At 65.9% G+C, this 18,159-nt stretch carries 9 protein-coding genes; 8 read left to right on the top strand and 1 reads right to left on the bottom strand.

Annotated elements, in window-relative coordinates; genetic code table 11:
- A complete protein-coding gene (locus tag QQ25_RS03695) occupies nt 1-4,035 on the bottom strand; it encodes an nSTAND1 domain-containing NTPase (protein WP_039377246.1) in 4,035 nt (1,344 codons plus the stop codon).
- 188 nt (nt 4,036-4,223) lie between these two features.
- Between QQ25_RS03695 and QQ25_RS03690 the strand changes: the two genes are divergently transcribed.
- The 8 genes from QQ25_RS03690 to QQ25_RS31070 all read left to right on the top strand — a co-directional run bounded on the left by QQ25_RS03690 (nt 4,224) and on the right by QQ25_RS31070 (nt 18,090).
- Complete coding sequence (locus tag QQ25_RS03690; protein WP_052235602.1) at nt 4,224-6,602, top strand: RyR domain-containing protein; 2,379 nt, start codon at nt 4,224-4,226, stop codon at nt 6,600-6,602.
- A 55-nt stretch (nt 6,603-6,657) separates the two neighbouring features.
- A complete protein-coding gene (locus QQ25_RS03685; protein ID WP_039377241.1) occupies nt 6,658-7,377 on the top strand; it encodes an MBL fold metallo-hydrolase in 720 nt (239 codons plus the stop codon).
- A gap of 37 nt (nt 7,378-7,414) precedes the next feature.
- Nucleotides 7,415-7,963: a hypothetical protein gene (locus QQ25_RS03680; protein WP_039377764.1), complete on the top strand. Its 549-nt coding sequence runs from the start codon at nt 7,415-7,417 to the stop codon at nt 7,961-7,963.
- Between the two features lie 9 nt (nt 7,964-7,972).
- Entirely contained in the window at nt 7,973-8,596 is a 624-nt protein-coding gene (locus QQ25_RS03675; RefSeq protein ID WP_039377240.1) for a TIGR03085 family metal-binding protein, read from the top strand.
- An 87-nt stretch (nt 8,597-8,683) separates the two neighbouring features.
- A complete protein-coding gene (locus QQ25_RS03670; protein WP_082017396.1) occupies nt 8,684-16,168 on the top strand; it encodes a BTAD domain-containing putative transcriptional regulator in 7,485 nt (2,494 codons plus the stop codon).
- Between the two features lie 22 nt (nt 16,169-16,190).
- On the top strand, nt 16,191-17,120 hold the full coding sequence (locus tag QQ25_RS03665) for an LLM class F420-dependent oxidoreductase (RefSeq protein WP_039377237.1): 930 nt from the start codon (nt 16,191-16,193) through the stop codon (nt 17,118-17,120).
- Nucleotides 17,121-17,159: 39 nt separating this feature from the next.
- Entirely contained in the window at nt 17,160-17,627 is a 468-nt protein-coding gene (locus QQ25_RS03660) for a hypothetical protein (RefSeq protein WP_039313513.1), read from the top strand.
- A 19-nt stretch (nt 17,628-17,646) separates the two neighbouring features.
- A complete protein-coding gene (locus QQ25_RS31070) occupies nt 17,647-18,090 on the top strand; it encodes a hypothetical protein (RefSeq protein WP_039377234.1) in 444 nt (147 codons plus the stop codon).
- Nucleotides 18,091-18,159 lie beyond the last annotated feature (69 nt).

The raw sequence follows: 18,159 nt of genomic DNA, 5'->3' as shown, positions 1-18,159 counted from the left end.
TCACATATCTGGGGCCGGCGGTAATCCGGGACAGGTCTCGACGTAGTCGATGTCGGGCGCCACGGACTCGGCCCACTCTTCGCGGCTCATGTTCGTCGTGAGTTTCCCACAAAGATCTGTCGGGCTCGCGACGGCCGGCCAGAGCCGAACGGTGTGGTCGAGGTGGCCCGACACAATTCGCGTGCCGTCCGCACCGAACGCCACACTCTTCACCTCGACGGTGTTCGCGGTGAGCGGATCACCCAGCGCCCGGCCCGTTGCAACGTCCCAGAATCGCAGCGTGTCATCGTTGCTGGCCGAGACAATGCGCTTACCGTCCGGGCTGAACGCCACGCTCGTGACCTGACCGGTGTGTCCGGTGAGCGGATCGCCTACCGGCTCACCAGAATCGGCATCCCACACCCGCAACGTCTCGTCGGCCCCACCGGACACAATCCGCGTCCCATCGGGACTGAACGCCACACTCTTCACGTCGTCGGTGTGGCCCGTCAACGGATCACCCACCGGCTCACCAGAATCGGCATCCCACACCCGCAACGTCTCGTCGGCCCCACCCGACACAATCCGCTTACCATCCGGACTGAACGCCACACTCAGCACGCGACTGCCGGTGTCCATGTCATTTTCTGTCTCACCGCTGGCGGCATCCCATACCCGCAATGTGCCGTCGTTGCTGCCCGAGACTATTCGACTACCGTCCGGACTGAATGCCGCGCTCTCGACCCAGCCGGAATGCCCGGCCAACGGATCCCCCACCGGCTGACCGGTTTTCGCATCCCACAGCCGCAGGGTCTTGTCGTAGCTGCCCGACACTATCCGCGTACCGTCCGCATTGAACGCCACGCTGCTCACAGTGTCGGTGTGACCGGTCAGACCTGCGCGGACGTCCCACACCCGGGCCGAATTGTCGTAGCTGCCCGACATGACGCGCGTGCCGTCCGGGCTGAACGCCAGATTCATCACCCAGCCGGTATGTCCGGTCAACGGAACCCCCACCGGCTGCCCCGTGCCGGCGTCCCACAGGCGCACTGTCTGGTCGCGACCGCCCGAAACGATCCGCGTACCGTCCGGGCTGAACCCCACGCTCTCGACCCAGTCGGAGTGTCCCGTCAGCGGATCCCCCACCGGCTGACCGGTATTGGCATCCCATAGCCGCACCGTCTGGTCAGCACTTCCCGACGCGATACGCCCACCGTCGGCGCTGAACGCCACGCTTTCGACATCGCCGGTGTGCCCGGCCAGCGGAGCACCCACTGGCTGGCCTGCGATGGCGTCCCAGAGTCGTACCGTCTGATCGGTACTGCCCGACACGACGCGGGTGCCGTCAGGACCAAACGCCACACTGGTGACGGCACCGGTATGTCCGGTCAGCGGAACCCCTACCGGCTGACCGCTATTGGCATCCCACAACCGCACCGAGTGGTCCCAGCCGCCCGACACGATGCGCGAGCCGTCCGGACTGAAAGCGACGCGCTGCACCATGGCGGTGTGCCCGGCAAGAGGCTGACCTACCGGCCGGCCGGTGCCGGCATCCCACAGCCGCACCGTCCCGTCGGCGCCTCCGGTGGCAATCCGCTTGCCGTCCGGGCTGAATGCTGCACTCCACACCGTGCCGGTGTGCCCGGCAAGGGGATCACCTACCTGCGCTCCGGTATCCGCGTTCCACATCCGGACGGTCCCGTCGTCGGCTGCGGTCGCCAGCCGCTGCTGTCCTGGAGCCACACCGATGACAGCCGATGGGACTTCGATGACCTTGTGCAGGTTGAGGTTATCGACGACGGCACCGTATAGCGCGTCCTTCGCTGCGGCGGGGGCGACGGCATGGGCAGCCAGCAAGTGGCGGAATGCCCAGGCATCACCCTCGGGACGATTGCGGGCAAACGCGCCCTGAGCCTCCGCGACCAGCCGGGCAGCGGTGGCCTCGAAGAACCGACTCTGAGCCTGGGCGCGGGCGTTCCGGGCCTGCACGAAGGCGACCAGGGCCACGACTGCCACGGTCACCGCCAACATGGCTATCGCCGCCGTCACCCGGGAGCGCTTGCGCAGCGTCGCAGTATGCGCTTCTGCGGTCGCCTGGCGTTCTCGGGCGTTACGGACTTCGGCTTGCCGGTACTCCTCCTCAGCGCGGACGCGTTCGTTCTCAGCTTGCCGAGATTCGGCGAGATAATGCCGGACCGGATTCAAGCGTTGCGCAAAATCAGCTGTGCCTACCAGCTTTTCAGCGTCCGCCAACCGGGTCCCGGAAAGCAGCCAGGCGGCGTCTTGACGATTGGTGCGCCACGCGCCTTCCGCACGCTCAAGGTCGTCCGCCACTTTGAGGTTGTGCCGTTGATCGTGTAACCAGCCGGCCAGTTCTTCCCACCGCCGCAGCAAGCTTTCCAGCGCGACCTCCACCACCGCCTGCCCGTCGCGGTGGTCTTTGACCATCAGCCGTCTGGCCACCATCTGGTCGATCAGCGGACGGCTCTCTTCGGGCAGGTCGTCCCACTTGGCCACGCGCCGCATCGGCTGGTCGTTGTCGGGATTGATGGTGGCCAGCCATGGAATGAAAGCGGTACGAAGACACTGAAGTTGGCGCCCGCGCACTTCCGCATCGCTGGACAGAATCTCATCGATCTCGGTCTGCACCACTTGGTGCATGCCGCCCATCGCCTCGTACTGCTCGACGGTCAGCTCGCCGCTCGACCCGTAATCGGCGTAAAGCCGGGCCAGTGTCAAGGACAGCATCGGCAACGTGTCCGCGCCCTCGGCAGCGTCAACCAGCAAGCGCTGCACCAGATCAGGGGCGATCTCGAGCCGCTGGCCGCCCTCTGTGGCCCGCTGGGCCGGACCGGTGATGACCTCCTTGAACTGCGTCGGCGGCATCGGTTTGAGGTCGTCGAACACCCGGGTCTCAATGCCTGCCAGCTCCGGATGGGTCTGCATCACTTCGTAGCGGTCGGTGCGGATGGTGGCCGCAGTGATCAGGCCCAGGCCGCTGCCATCCCGATTGTCGGTCAAGGCACTGATCAACGTCAGCAGCTTCGGTCCCTGCGCTCCGGCGTCGGCGGAGAACAACTCTTCGGCCTGATCCAACGGCAGGATCAGCGTTGGCGGATCCGGCTTCTCATCACCCTCCTCGGCGGCCGGCAACCGAGCGGCCGCAGCCTGTTGAATCTCGACCAACAGCTCGCGCACGCGATCCGCATCACTGGTGCACGCCGTCTTGATCTCGCCGAGGCTGGGAGTGGTGAGCCCCAACTTTTCTCTCGTGCTGCGAATGGCCGCGGCCAGCCCCGTGTCGCCCGTGAGAGCGTGGCGGCCGGGACGCACGGTACCCAGCAACACGAACCGGCGATCTTCTCGGGCCAGCCTGGGCAACAGACCGGCGCGCATGAACGACGACTTGCCCGCGCCCGACGGTCCCAAGACCACAAAGAGCGAACGAACCCCCGTCAGACGCATCCCGCGCAGCTCGTCCAACGCGCGCACGATCGCGGCGTCGCGCCCGAAATACACCGCCGCGTCGACTTGTTCGAATGGCTCCCAGCCGCGGTACGGCGCCCGCTCCGGGTCGCCGGGCGGTGGCCACACGAACGACATCGCACTGATGCCCGCTCCTCGAATCGCGTCGCGCAACCGGTACAGACCGGCGGTGGCGAACTCCACCGGAGGGCCGTCGTCAACATGAATTTTTGTCGTCGGCCCGCCGAACAGATCGCAACGCTGCCACTCGGCCGTGAGGTGATCGCCGGCCGAGGGTTCCAGCCGCGCACACAGAATCTGTTTGTTGAGATTCTCGGCCACACGGTATTCCACCCGGCACTCGTGCGAAGCCTCCCAGTTCGCGGACAGCAGGCAGATGACGGCCTCGCACCGGGCAGTGGCCCGCTGCAGTGCATCCTTCCACCGCTGTCCGGGCTGCAGCCCGACCTCGGGATCTACGTCCACGAAGATCTCGTTGGCCAGGGCCGGTTCCTGATTGACGAGCCATTGCTTCAACGCCATGGCTTGACGGAGATCCAAACTTGAATGACTCAGGAAAAGACGCGACACAGCCCCCACTCTCCGCGCGTCCCAGTCCGATTCGAGTCCTTGCTGGTTTTCAGCGGGCCGCTCTCGTCGGCTGGGGTGACATGGACCTCGGCTATGTTAGTGACTCGCCGGCCGTTGAGTCGGCTCCGGTGCACGCGTGAAGGGAGGCGCGAGTGCCCGCCAGGGTATCGCCGATTCGGATAGCTCTCATGGCCTCGTCAGCGGTGGCGGTCGTGCTGGTCGCCGCCCTCGCGGTGCGGGCAAATCACCCATCCGTGGCGACGAAGTTTCCCGGCTGGCCCGACTGGTACGGAAGACCGGGATCGGCCGCGTCAATCCTGGTCGTCATCGCGACGCTGGTTGTCGTTTGCGTGCTCTTCCTCCGCTCCAGACAGGTCCGGCACACTGGGGCACCGGTCGCGATCGTCGCCGGGCTCGTCGTCGTGAGTGTGTCCCTCGGTATGGCGTCCTACTGGCGTTGCCACGACGATCGTGAAAACGCATTCTTCTTCACCGCATTGACGTGGACGGCGTCGCTGATCAAAGGCAACATCGGCGACCCCACGCCCAACGGTGCACGTTGCCCGGTCCCGACTCCCGTCGCGCTGGACGTCGCACGGCTGACGGCGCTCGGCGTCCTGTTCATCACCGTGTTGGGTGTGGTGGCGGCCTTGTTCCGGGCCCGTCTCGACCGGCTGCGGATCGCGCTCGCCCGCTCGGTGACCGTGGTGGTGGATATCGACGACGACGCACAGTCGATGGTGCGGGCGATCACCAGCGACAACGGCGGCTTCGGGACGGTGGTCATCGTCACTGCGAACCCTGACCGTCCCTGTGTGCAGGAGCCACGCAGCAAAGGCGCGCGCGTCGTCGCAGTGGACTTCGATCGCCCAGAGACTTGGACGTCACTGTCCATGTGGCGCAAGATGACCCGGCTCTATCTGCTCTCGCCCGACGCGTCGGCGAATCTGGTGCGTCTCGACCAGATCAAACGCCGCGTCGATCTCGACGACGGGTCCGGTGACGGGTGGGCGCGGCATGTTCCGCTGATCGTGCGCATCGACGATCCCTGGCAGGCAGAGGCCTGGCGCGCCCAACAGATGGGCACCGACGACAACTGGGCCCCCGACGCTGTGGGCAAATACGAGGTAACCGCCGGTCGACTACTTGACCGAATCATAGAGAAAGACAAGGTCTCCCGAGTGATCGTGTGCGGGCGATCCCAGTTGACGTTGGCGCTGTGTGCCGATATGTCACAGCGTCGGCTCGAGTACGACTACTACCCCGGCGACGCCCAGCCCCCGACGCTGACCCTGGTCGGCGAAAACGCCGACGAATACAAGCACGACCACGAGTACCACCGCAAACAGCTCGGACTGCAGGCCGAAAGCCTTGTTGTGGAAGCGATCCCGCAAGCACCGACAGTTCCGTTCCTGAAGTCTCTGCTCACAGATCGCCGTGGCGCCGTCCAGACGACCACCGCGGTCATTCTTGTGGACAGCGATCCCGTCGGCGGCTCGTCGATCGATTCCTCGACCGGCACGCGTCTGGCCGCCCAGCTTCCCACCGTGCCCATCTACGCCTGGGGTCCGAAGTCCCGCGGCTGGGGCGGCAATGAACGGCCGACGGAGAACGAGACCGGCGACGACGAGCTGTTTTTGGTGGGTCGGCTGCGCACCTTCGGGCTGTCCATGGATTTGCCGAAGGGCCAGGCACAGGATGCATGGGAACGCGCGGCACGTCTCATCCACAGCCGCTACGCGGCGACGGTGAAGACGCCCAGCCCCTCGACAGTGCCGTGGGAGGAACTCGACGCGTTCTACCGGGGCTCGAACCGCCGCCTGGTGCTCAATACGCTCTGGATCGTCCGCAATTTCGGTGGCCACACCTGGGACACCTGGGGCAGCGCGACGGAATCCACCGCGCCATCAGGTTTTGCCGACCTGGCGCCGCTGAAACAGCTTGAAGCGCTGGGTTTCACCGAGCACGCGGCAATGACAATGGCCGAGAAGGAGCACGCCAGCTGGTTCGACTACTACGTCAAAGCCGGCTGGCGTCCCGGGGAAGCGCGTGACGACGCCCGCAAGATCCATCCTCGGCTGATGTCGTGGGACGACCCACGAGCCGCAGACACCATCCACGAGGCGACCTTGCGGAGCCTCGCGAACACGCTTGTCGCACTTCGCCAACTCGGCTACCGGTCGCGGCCGAAGTGGCAGCGGTTCGACCGCACCGGCACCGTCACGGCCCGACAGCGTAGCGAGCCATGGACGTGGACCTCGCACACCGGCGACACGATGCGTGCCGAAGCCGGCGATTGGGAGGTGTCCGACGACAACGGCACGACGTGGTCGGTGAACAACGAGCGATTCGCGGCTACCTATGAGCGGATCGGCGAGAACGGTCAGTGGCGTCGAACTGGAAACGTTCTGGCCCGGTTGGCGGTCGACGGCGAGGTCATCGAGACGCTCGAGGGCCCTGAGCGCGTGACGGCGGGCGACTGGATCGTGAAGGGCGACCGCGGAGAGCAGTGGCCGGTGCCGCCGGCAGATTTCGCGATGAACTACCGCGCGCCGGCCGCCCAATAACAACCACTTCGGCGATCCGGCAGCAACAGCAGCGCACGAGGCGAACCATGGACCTATGGACACAACAGTCGACGAGATCGCCCCGGACGTCTACCGGCTGTCCACCTGGATACCCGGGATCACCGAGCGCGGATTCACCTTCAACCAGTTCCTGCTGACCGGCGACGAGCCGTTCCTGTTCCACACCGGTCAGCGATTCCTGTTCCCGCAGGTCTCGGCAGCCATCGAGCGGGTCCTGCCGCTGACCCGGTTGCGCTGGATCTCGTTCGGACACCTGGAAGCCGACGAGTGCGGCGCGGTCAATCTCTTCCTGGATTCGGCCCCCCACGCCGAGGTGATCCACGGCCCGCTGGCCATCATGCTGTCGCTCACCGACATGTGCGAACGGCCGCCCGTCGCAGCGCCTTCAGACGGTGTGCACGACATCGGTGGGCATCGGCTGCGGTTCATCGCCACACCACACGTGCCGCACAATTGGGAGGCAGGGCTGTGGTTCGACGAGACCACGTCGACGCTGCTCGCCGGTGACCTGTTCACCCACACCGGCCAGTGTCCGGCCGTCACCGAGTCCGATTGTGTGGCACCGGCATTGGAGGCCGAGGGACTCTTTCATGCCACCGGCCTGACCACGAATCTGACGCCCACGTTGATACAGCTCGCCGAGTGGAACCCCACTACCTTGGCGATCATGCACGGCGCGTCGTTCCACGGCGACGGTGCCGGGCAGTTGCGCTCGCTGTCCGACGGTTACGCAGGGCTGTTCGGCGCGTCATAACCCGCCGTCATCACGTGTGATGCGTAGCCTTGGCGCCGTGAAGGCGTGGCAGTCACTGGGCGCCCTGCTTGCTGCGGGTGTGCTGTTGGCCGGCTGCCAATCGAGCATCGAGGGCACTCCCGGCACCAGCCCGCAATCACCGACCGAGCCCAGTTTTCCGACCGCACGGCCCACCCGGTCCAGCCCGGCGCCGTCGCCGAGCACCACCTCCGCGGCTCCGCCCAGCACGTCCCACGCGCCGTCCGGCGCCACCCCGCTGCAACCGGAGAATGGCTACGTCTTCATCGAGACCAAATCCGGCAAGACCCGCTGCCAGCTGTCCAAGCAGGACGTCGGGTGTGAATCGGACTTCACCGATGCACCGGTGATCGACGGCGAGCAGGCCAACGGGGTCAGGCTCACCCCGGACGGCCAGATCAAGTGGATCGTGGGGAATCTGGGCGACATTCCCGTGGTCACTCTCGACTACCGCACGTACAGCGCCGTGGGTTGGACCATCGATGCGAGCGAGGCAGGTACCCGGATCAGCAATGACAGCACTGGCCACGGGATGACCATCGCTGTCGAAGGAGTGAAAACCTTCTAGAGTCGGTTCATGACTGTCGCTCGGCGGGAACGTGCCGCACTGGTCGAGTCCATGCGTGCCGCAGGTCCTGATGCGCCCACCCTCTGCGAGGGCTGGAACACCCGCGATTTGGCCGCTCACCTGGTGGTGAGAGAGCGTCGGCTCGACGCCGCACCCGGGATCCTGGTGCCCCAGCTCGCCGGCTACACCGAGCGGGTTCAGCGCAAGGTCGCCGAGGGCACCGACTGGGCCGACCTGGTCGACCAGATCGCCGCAGGCCCTCCCCTGTACTCGCCCTTCAAGCTGCTCGACCCACTGGTCAACGTGGCCGAGATGTTCATCCACAACGAGGACGTGCGACGAGCCCAACCCGATTGGGAACCAAGGGAACTCGATCACGCGACCGTATCCGCGCTGTCCCGCGGGATCGGCGCGATGGCCCGGATGGCGATGGGCAGTTCTCCGGCCCGGGTGGCCTTGACCACCCCCGCGGGCAAGACGCTGGCCACCGTCGGCTCAGGCCCAGAGGTGACGGTGACCGGGGAACCCGGCGAGTTGCTGTTGTTCGCCGCCGGCCGCGAGCCGGCCCGGGTCACGTTCTCAGGAGACGACGCCGCCGTCGCCGCGCTGCGTGCCGCCCGCCGCGGACTGTAAAAAGCCAGGTAGTTCCCGCCTTTACTGGTTCTTGATCCTGCGTTGAATCGTCACCCCGACCATCATTAGGTGAGTACGCTTCAACAGGTGGAGCTGGGGGTTTTAGGACCTCTGCAGGTCCGGCAGTATGGTCTGCCGGTCGCGATCCCCGGCGCCAAACCCCGCGCCATCCTCACCATGCTCGGGCTGCACAGTGGTTCGGTGGTACCGGCCGACGTGCTCACGGAATTGCTGTGGGGCGACGATCCACCGCGCACCGCCGCCAAGGCCCTGCAGACCCACATCTCCTCGCTGCGTCACGCCCTCGGCGACGGTTTCGTGTTGACCGAGGGAACCGGCTGGCGCCTGGGTTCCGCCCAGATCGACGCCCCGCGTTATCAGTCGCTCGCCAAATCAGGCCGGGACGCTCTCGGCGCCGGCGACACCAACGGTGCCGGGGCCCGGTTCGACGAGGCAATAATCCTCTGGCGTGGGACCCCCGAACTGCCCGACAGCCGACGGGGAGTGTCCGAGAAGACCCGGTGGATCGAGGGCCACGCGGCACTTGTCGAGGACCGGGCCGACGCGCTCCTGGCGACTGGCCGTGCCGCGGAGATCATCGGTGACCTCGAGGCCGCGGTGGCTGAGGCACCACTGCGCGAAAGGCGTTGGGGCCAACTCATGCTCGCTCTGTATCGCGCCGGCAGACAAGGCGAGGCCTTGGGGGCGTTCAAACGCGCGCAGTCGGTACTGGCGGACGAGCTGGGGGTTGACCCGGGACCTGACCTGCGGCGGCTCGAATCCGCGATCGTCGGACAGGATGCTGAGCTTGACGTCCCTGCGACACAACACGCTCCTTCGGTGACGCGCGCCGTGACATTTCTGCTCACCGACATCGAGGGGTCCACTGCCGCGTGGGAGACAGACGCCGCGGCCATGGCCGTCGCACTCGCCCGGCACGACGAGCTCGTCGAACAGATCGTCACATCTCGCGGCGGCCGGCTGATCAAGACTCGTGGCGAGGGTGATGCCACGTTCTCGGTCTTCGACCGTCCGTCTGCGGCCGCCGCCGCCGCGATCGAGTTGCAGGATGCGATTTTCCACGAGCCGTGGACGCTGGCCGAATCGATGCGTATCCGCATTTCTTTGCACACCGGAGAGGCTGAGCAACGCGGCGGCGACTACTTCGGCCGCGCCGTCAACCGCGCCGCCCGCTTACGCTCGCAGGCCGCCGGCGGCCAGATCCTGTGTTCGGGTGCAACCGCCGAACTGGTCATCGACTCCTTGTCGGACGACACTGCGCTCATCGACCTGGGGATGCGCCAGTTGAAGAATCTCGCACGTCCCGAGCATGTTTTCGAGCTCCGCCTGGAAACCGAGGACCGCCGCCCGGAGCCGCCCAGAGCCGAGACACCCATTGAGCGGCCTGCCCTGCCGGCCGTGCTTACGGGACCGGGCCCCTTCGTCGGGCGCGGTCCCGAACTCGGTCAGCTCCTGTCCGTGTGGCAGACCGCGCTCATCGCCGGAACCCGCGCCGTTTTGATTGCCGGCGAACCCGGTGTGGGCAAGACCCGTCTGGCCGGCGAATGGTCCAGGCAGGCCTATGAACAGGGCGCGGTGGTGCTGTATGGCCGTTCCGACGAAGACCTCGGTGCGCCCTACCAGCCATTCGCGGAAGCCCTGCGCACTCTCGTGCCCTGTGTCGGCATCAACCGGCTCCGCGGGATGCGCGGCGCCGAAGCGTTACTGCCGTTGGTTCCCGGCTTGACCGACGTTCTCCCCGATCTCGCCGCACCCCCGCACGGTGACGCGGACACCGAACGCTATGCACTGTTCGATTCCGTCGTGGCACTGCTGGGCATCGCCTCGCTCGAAGTGCCGATCGTTCTGGTCCTCGACGATCTGCACTGGGCGGCCAAGCCCACCCTGCTACTTCTGCGCCACCTGCTGCGCTTCGGCGAGCACGCCCGTGTGCAGATCATCGGCACGTATCGCAGCACCGACCTCGATCGCTCCCACCCGCTGGCAGCGATGCTCGCCGACCTTCACCGTGACGGCAGCGCCCACCGGATTGCACTGGGTGGTCTGGATCAGGACGACGTCAGCACGTACGTCGCCGAGGCCGGATACGACGATGAAGAGCTGGCTCGTGCGTTGGCGTCGGTGACCGGCGGCAACCCGTTCTTCCTCATCGAGGCATTGCGGCACGTGGACGAAAGCGGCGGGCACTGGGACCCGAGCACCCTGCCTCAAGGAGTCCGGGAAGCTGTGAGCCGCAGGCTTTCCCGGCTTCCGGCGGAGACGAACAAAGCCCTGGCCGCAGCTGCGGTGGTGGGCAGCCAGTTCCCGCTGGAGCTGGTCGAGCGGGTTGTCGGCTCAGATCTGATCGACGCGTTCGATGAGGCGTGCCAGGCCGGCATCGTCATCGAGGAACCCGGTGGGCGTTACCGGTTCAACCACGCCATCGTCCGGCAGTCGCTACTCGCCGAGCTGGCCTCGGTGCGGCGCATGCGGCTGCACCAGCGGATCGCCACGACGTTGGAGGCGATGCCGGGCGCCGACGACGAACTATTGGCCGAACTGGCACACCATTACTTCGAATGTGCCTGGGCCGGAAACGCCCTCAAGGCCGTCGAGTATTGCCGCCGCGCCGCCGATCAGGCGATGACGCGACTGGCCTACGAGGGCGCCGCCGATCTCTACGACCATGCCCTGCACGCACTGGAGGAACTCGACGACGAACTGCCCGACCGCGACGATCAACGCGCCGAACTCCTGGTCGCGCGCTGCGAGGCGTTGCTCGCCGCGGGTGATGTCGTGTCCGCTGCAGGCGCGGTCTCGCAACTCCGGGAAGCGACTCGTGATTCCGCGCGTCTGACGGCATGGGCTACGTGCTTCGAAGGGCAACTCTCGATGCTCATCGATCCCGAGCACCTGGACGAGATCGAATCCGCGGTCCGCGCCGCCGCTGCGACCCTGGCCGAATTGGGCGACGCCGCAGGGGAAGCGAAGGCACACACCGTACGGGCAAGCTGCCTTGCTCGTCTCGGGCGCGTCGGCGACTGCGAAGTGGCGCTGGACAACGCGCTCACCGCGGCGCGCCAGGCCGGTGAGCACCGGCTCGTGAACGCGGTGCTGGCCGGCGCCCCGTTGGCTGCGCTGTGGGGGCCCAATCCCGTTCCGCGGGCGGGCGGGCGGTGCCTCGACGTGGTGCGCCTGCTGCGGATCACCACCGATTCGCCTGCGGTCGAAGCGACGTCGACGCGGTGCCAGGCTGTGTTGGAGGCGTTTCGCGGGCGGGCCGCCGCGGCCCGGCGGATGATCGACTCCGCCCGGCGCACAGTCACCGAGCTCGGCTTGCGCCACGCCCTCCTTGAAGTTGAGCACTTCGCCGGCATCGTCGAGTTGGTCATCGACGATCCCGCAGCAGCCGAGCTACATCTTCGGCTTGCCTACAACGGTTTTCGCCGCATGGGTATCGACGCCGACACCGCGGAGACCGCCGCATTGTTGGCGCGCGCTTGTCTCTTGTTGGACCGAGACGTCGAGGCTGACGAACTATGTTCGGAAAGCGAACGTCTCGCCGGACATGCGCTGAAAGCATCAATCACATGGCGGACCGTTCGGGCGCAACTGCTTTCGCGGGGCGGGGACCATGACGGGGCGCGGCGGGTCGCTGAGGAAGCTGCTGCACTGGCTGGACGCACCGATGCTCTGGTCGACCACGGCGATGCGTGCCTTGCCCTGGCTACGGTGCTGGGCGCCGGCGGTGACTCTGCGGGTGCGCGAGCCGCAGCCGAGCGAGCGGCGGAGTTGTACGAGCGGAAAGGTGCTGCGGCACTTGCTGAGCGGGCTCTTGGTCTGCTCGGCGACCGCGTCCTGACCAACGCCCCGGCACCACTCGACCTGCCGATCGAAGAGCCGCAGAATACTTGCGTCCGGACACTCACCCAGCTGCACTCTGCTGTCGACCGTGAGGCCTGGGACGAGCTCGAGCACCTGCTCGCGTCCGATATCTCCGTCCGGAGCCAGCGAAAGGTCGTTGGTTTTTCTCGGGTCACCCTTGGGCCGGAGGAATGGACACGCGAAGCGAAGCGTCTCCGCGAGTGTGGTTTCGTCCGGCACCGCCACGTGGTTGTCGCTGTACGGGGTGAGCGCCTCGCCCTCACCCGAACGCGGGTGAACACAGCGGATGCTACTGCGGGTGCGCCGCAGGACGAGCTGCTCCAGCTGATCGGCCTCGACACAGATGGTCGAATCGCGATGGATGTGTACTTCGATATCGATGACATGGACGCCGCCCTCGCCGAACTCGATGCCGCACATTCACGATTGGAGGAGCAGCGCCACCAAGCCTGTCGGCTAGAAAATGCGGCGACCCGCGCAATCGAGCGCTTCCTCGCATACCTCGCGGACCGCGAATGGACTGCCATGGCTGAGATGTACGCCGAGGACATTTCCAGCGAGGATCGCCGCCGAGTGGTGTCCGCAGAAGTCATCCGCGGTCGAGAGACCAACATCGCCAACTGGCGGGCCATCGTCGAGATCGACGCCGACAACCTCACGTCGACCACGATTGCCACCCGCGGCAACCGCCTCGCTCTCAGCCGCATGCACTCCGCGGCATTCCAAATCGATGTGCTCAACCTCCTCGAGGTCGACGCCGACGACCGGGTCACAGCGGTCGTCGTATTCGACCTCGACGACATCGACGCCGCCTTCGCTGAACTCGACGCCCGATACCTCGCCGGCGAAGCGGCCCTGTACGCGAACAGTTGGTCGGCTGTGGCGGAGTTCTATGCCGCGCTGAATCGGCGCGATCTCCCTGCGACGACACCGGATTGGGCGACCGTCGACCACCAGCGAGGACAAGCGCTCGCCCTCACTCCCGGTGAGATGGCCGCCAACATCCAGGATTCCTGGGACCAACTTCCTGGCGGCGGTATCCACATCGAAGCGCTGCACCGGTTGGGCAGACTTGGAGCTGTCGTCACCCATTTGGGGCATGGGACCTCACTAGAGGGTTTCGCCGTGGAGTGGCGATCTGTCAACCTTCTGACGGTAGAAGGTGGGCTGATCAACCGCTGCGAAGCCTTCGATGAGGAAGATCTCGATGCTGCACTCGCCCGCTTCGACGAACTGAACCGACAGGCGCCGAGGCTGGAGAACACCACAAGCCGGGCCCATGACCGCTTCTTGGCGTACTTCGCGACTCGCGATTGGGCGTCGATGGCCGAGATCGTGGCCGACGAGGCATACACCGACGATCGCCGGCAAGTAGTGAACTCCGGCGTTCAACGTGGTCGGGATGCCGTGCTCGCAGAGATTTCGGCATTGGCCGACATCGGCGGTCAGATAACCACGTCAGACGTGATCGCGACGCGGGGTGAACAGCTCGCGCTCCGTCATACCCAATATTCGGGCAGCGACGAGCGGGCGGCATACAACGTCGGTGGCTTCGAAGTGCTCGAGACAGATACCGACGGGCTCCTGTTGGCGCGAGTCGCATTCGACCTCGACGAGATCGACGCCGCATTCGGAGAACTGAACGCCCGGTACCTCACCGGCGAAGCATCACCGTACGCACACACATGGTCGGTAGTCGCGGCCGCCTACGATGCGTTCAATCGGCGCGAGATCGCCGCGACGACCTCTGACTGGGTGAACGTAGACCACCGTCGCGCAACAGCTTTTCAACCCGGCGACATGGTCAGGTATATCCAAGCTGGATGGGAAGATTCACCTGACACCAAGATCCACATCGCAGCGGTACATCGCCTGAGTGACCTCGGAGCGGTCGTCACCCATTTCGCACACGGGAGCTCGCAAGAGGGCTTCGACGCCGAGTGGCGGGATATCCATCTTGTTTTGGTGGACGGCGAAATACTCTGCCATTCAGAGCTATTCGACGAGGCGGACTGCCACGCCGCGCTCACCCGGTTCTATGAACTCAGCCAATCGGTGCCGCGACTCGAGAACTCGGCAACGCGCGCGTTCGGACGCATCGAGTCATCCTTCTGTGCCCGAGACTGGGACGCCATCGCTGACGCTGCGACCGACAACCTCTCCATCGACGATCGCCGGCGGATAGTGAATGTCGGCATCCGATATGGCCGCGAAACCGCGGTCGGAGATTTGCAGGCGACCGCCGACATCGGCTTCGCGCTAACCACATCAGGCGTCACGGCGACTCGGGGCGAGCGACTCGCCCTCGTGCGTGTCAGAGGCTCGGGTGCCGACCCCGAAGCGATTCAAAACGATGCGCTCAACGTCGTCGAGGTCGACGCCGACGGGCGGACCGTGGCGGTGGTTGTGTTTGACCCCGACGACATCGACGCTGCCTTCGAGGAACTCGACGCGCGATACCTCGCCGGCGAGGCCAGCGAGCGCTCGCATACGTGGTCCTGCCTTCTGCACGGTTACGTCGTAGCGAACAGACAAGAACTTCCCGGCATGACGCCGGACTTGGTGAGCATCGATCACCGACGAGCGAGAGCGTTCGCGCCGGGTGAGATGCCCGCATACATGGAAGCCACGTGGGACCTCGTGCCCGGCGTGAGGGTTTACGTCGAGGCCGTGCATCGGCTGAGCTCCCTTGGTGCAGTCGTCACACACTTCGCGAAGGGACCATCGCGACAGGGGTTCGAAGCCGAGTGGCGAGAGGTCGCCCTGCTCACGCTCGGCGGCGACCAGATCGACCGCTGCGAGCTGTTTGACGAATCGGATCTCGACGCTGCGCTCGCACGGTTCGATGAACTCGGCCGTCCGACACGGCCATTGGAAAACGCAGCGAGCCGGGTGTACGAGCGCTTCAACGCCCACCTAAACGCTCGTGACTGGGATGCCATGGCGGAAATCCTGGCCGAGGACGTGTTCGACGACGACCGTCGACGCGTGGTGAACGCCGGCACCCTGCGGGGCCAGAATGACGTGATGGCCGACGCCGCGAAAATCGCCGGCGTCGGGGCCAAGAACATCGCGGCAGAGGTGATGGCGACCCGAGGAGCGCGCCTCGTCCTCAGTCGTGTTCGATACTCGGGCACCGATGGGCAACAGGAAGCGTTTCATGTCGATGCCCTGGATCTTGTCGAGATCGGCACCGACGAGCTCCTAACTGCACACGTCGCTTTCGACCCCGACGACCTCGATGCCGCCTTCGCCGAACTTGACGCGCGATACCTCGACGGAGAAGCGGCCGCCCACGCCCACGCGTGGTCGGTCATCGCCCGGAATGCTGCGGCTTTCAACCAGCGCGAGCCGTTGATGACGACGCAGGATTGGGTAACCGTCGACCATCGGCGCGCGACGGCATTCGAGCCCGGCGACATAACCCCCTATATCCATGCGACGTGGGACGTCGCGCCGGACATCAACCTCTACATCGAGGCTGTACATGGTCTGAATGATCTTGGTGCGGTCTTTACCCAAGGATTGAAAGGCACGTCGCAAGAGGGCTTCGATGCCGAGTGGCGGGACGTCATCATCCTCACCGTCGCCGGCGAGCAGCTCAGCCGTTTGGAGGTCTTCGACGAGGCAGACCTCGACGCCGCCCTTGCTCGCTTCGACGAACTCAGTCAGCAGCCGCCCACTTGAGATCGCCGTTAGGCTGGCTTCCGTGGATTTCCGTGTGTTCGTCGAACCCCAGCAAGGCGCTACCTACTCCGATCAGCTCGCGGTGGCCCGCGCCGCCGAGGCCCTCGGCTACTCGGCGTTCTTTCGGTCCGACCACTACCTGGCGATGAGCGGTGACGGCCTGCCCGGGCCGACCGACTCCTGGGTGACGCTTGCCGGAATCGCACGCGAAACCTCGACGATCCGGCTGGGCACCATGGTCACCTCGGCGACCTTCCGCCATCCCGGGCCGTTGGCCATCTCGGTGGCGCAGGTCGACGAAATGAGCAGTGGCCGTGTCGAACTGGGCTTGGGCGCTGGCTGGTTCGAAGCCGAACACCAGGCGTATGCGATCCCGTTCCCACCGCTGCGCGAGCGTTTCGACCGATTCGAAGAGCAGCTGCGCATCCTCACCGGTATGTGGAACACACCTGTCGGGAAAACCTTCGATTTCTCCGGCGAGCACTACACCGTCGTGGACTCACCGGCGCTGCCCAAGCCCAAGCAGTCCAACCTTCCGATAGTCATCGGCGGCATGGGCGCCAAGCGCACACCGGCGCTGGCCGCGGAGTTCGCCTCGGAATTCAACGTGCCGTTCGTGCCGCTGGACACCCTCAAGACGCAGTTCGCGCGGGTTGCCGACGCCCTGGCCGACGCCGGTCGCCCAGCAGACGCGCTGACCTACTCGGCAGCATTCGTGGTGTGCGCAGGCGGCGACGAGGCGCAGATCGCCAAACGGGCCGCCGCCATCAATCGCGAGGTCGACGAACTGCGCAGCAATTCACCTCTGGTCGGCACACCCAGCGAAATCGTCGACAAGCTCGGCCCGTTCTTGGAGGCCGGCGTGCAGCGGGTCTACCTGCAACTGCTCGACCAGTCCGATCTGGAACACCTCGAGCTTTTCGCCGGTGAAGTCGTTCGTCAGCTGAGCTGACCGAGGCCCGCCCCGGGGCCGGGCATAGTATCGGTGCCCGTGACCGGTGACGAGGACGAAGGGCAGCCTGCCGAGGCGCCCTGGCATCACTCGACGCCGGCTGTTGCGGGGGCCAGCGCGGCGGCCCTCGCCGTGATCGGCCTGGTGGTGTGGGCCGCGATCGCGCTGACCGGATCCGGCGGGCCGGAGGACGCACCGATAGATTTCGTCCCGCCCAGCTACGCGTCGACGACGGTGAAGACTTCGAAGTCCACCACGACCCGGACCACCACCAGCCGCCTCCCCTTGACCACGGAGTTCGGCCTGCCCGGCGAATCGGACACGTCAACCACGTCGCCTTCGGAGACTTCCGGAACTTCGACCACGTCCGAGACGTCGACCACCACGACGACCACGACGACCACGACCACTGAGTCGGGCAGCGCCGGTTATGAGGACCCGACCACCACCTACCGCCGTCCCCGCACCAACGTGACACGCACGCTGTATCCGGCGCCGGGCGGCTGAACACGCCTACCATCGGCGCGTGTCGAACTATTACGACGACGACGAGCCCACTCAATACGCCCCCGGCTACGGCGAATACTCGGAGCCACCCGCACCCGAGCCGGTTCCCTGGTACCGCAAGCCCGCCGCACTGATCGGCATGGGTGCGCTGGGCGCGGTCATCGCGGCGCTCGTCATCTATGCCCTGGTGCAGCTGTTCTCGTCAGACTCTCCGTCGTCGACCACGACAACGACAACGTCGACCACAGCGACCACCACATCGGTCGTCACCTCGGCCCCGGTGGTGCCTGCGCCGACTCACACCGTCACCGAGACCGTGGCACCGACCACCACGACTGTCCAGCAGACCACCACGACCACCACACCTCCCACCACAACCACCGAGACCACGACCACCACACCGCCGACCACCACCACGACCACACCGGTGACGACGACAACACCGCCTGCTGAAAACCCCTAGCCCACTCGCCGCAGGCAGTTATCCACAGGTCCGCGAAATGCTTCTGGTCGCGATCGCGCCTGTCCACGA

Source organism: Mycolicibacterium setense (assembly GCF_000805385.1).
Classification (GTDB): Bacteria; Actinomycetota; Actinomycetes; order Mycobacteriales; family Mycobacteriaceae; genus Mycobacterium; species Mycobacterium setense.
Note: the sequence above shows the minus strand (reverse complement) of the source record. Positions and strands in the feature narration are given on the sequence as shown.

Bases quoted from the DNA above. Each gene is read 5' to 3' on its own strand.
- QQ25_RS03690 (WP_052235602.1), top strand. From the start codon at position 4,224: ATGGCCTCGTCAGCGGTGGCGGTCGTGCTGGTCGCCGCCCTCGCGGTG.
- QQ25_RS03685 (WP_039377241.1), top strand. From the start codon at position 6,658: ATGGACACAACAGTCGACGAGATCGCCCCGGACGTCTACCGGCTGTCC.
- QQ25_RS03675 (WP_039377240.1), top strand. From the start codon at position 7,973: ATGACTGTCGCTCGGCGGGAACGTGCCGCACTGGTCGAGTCCATGCGT.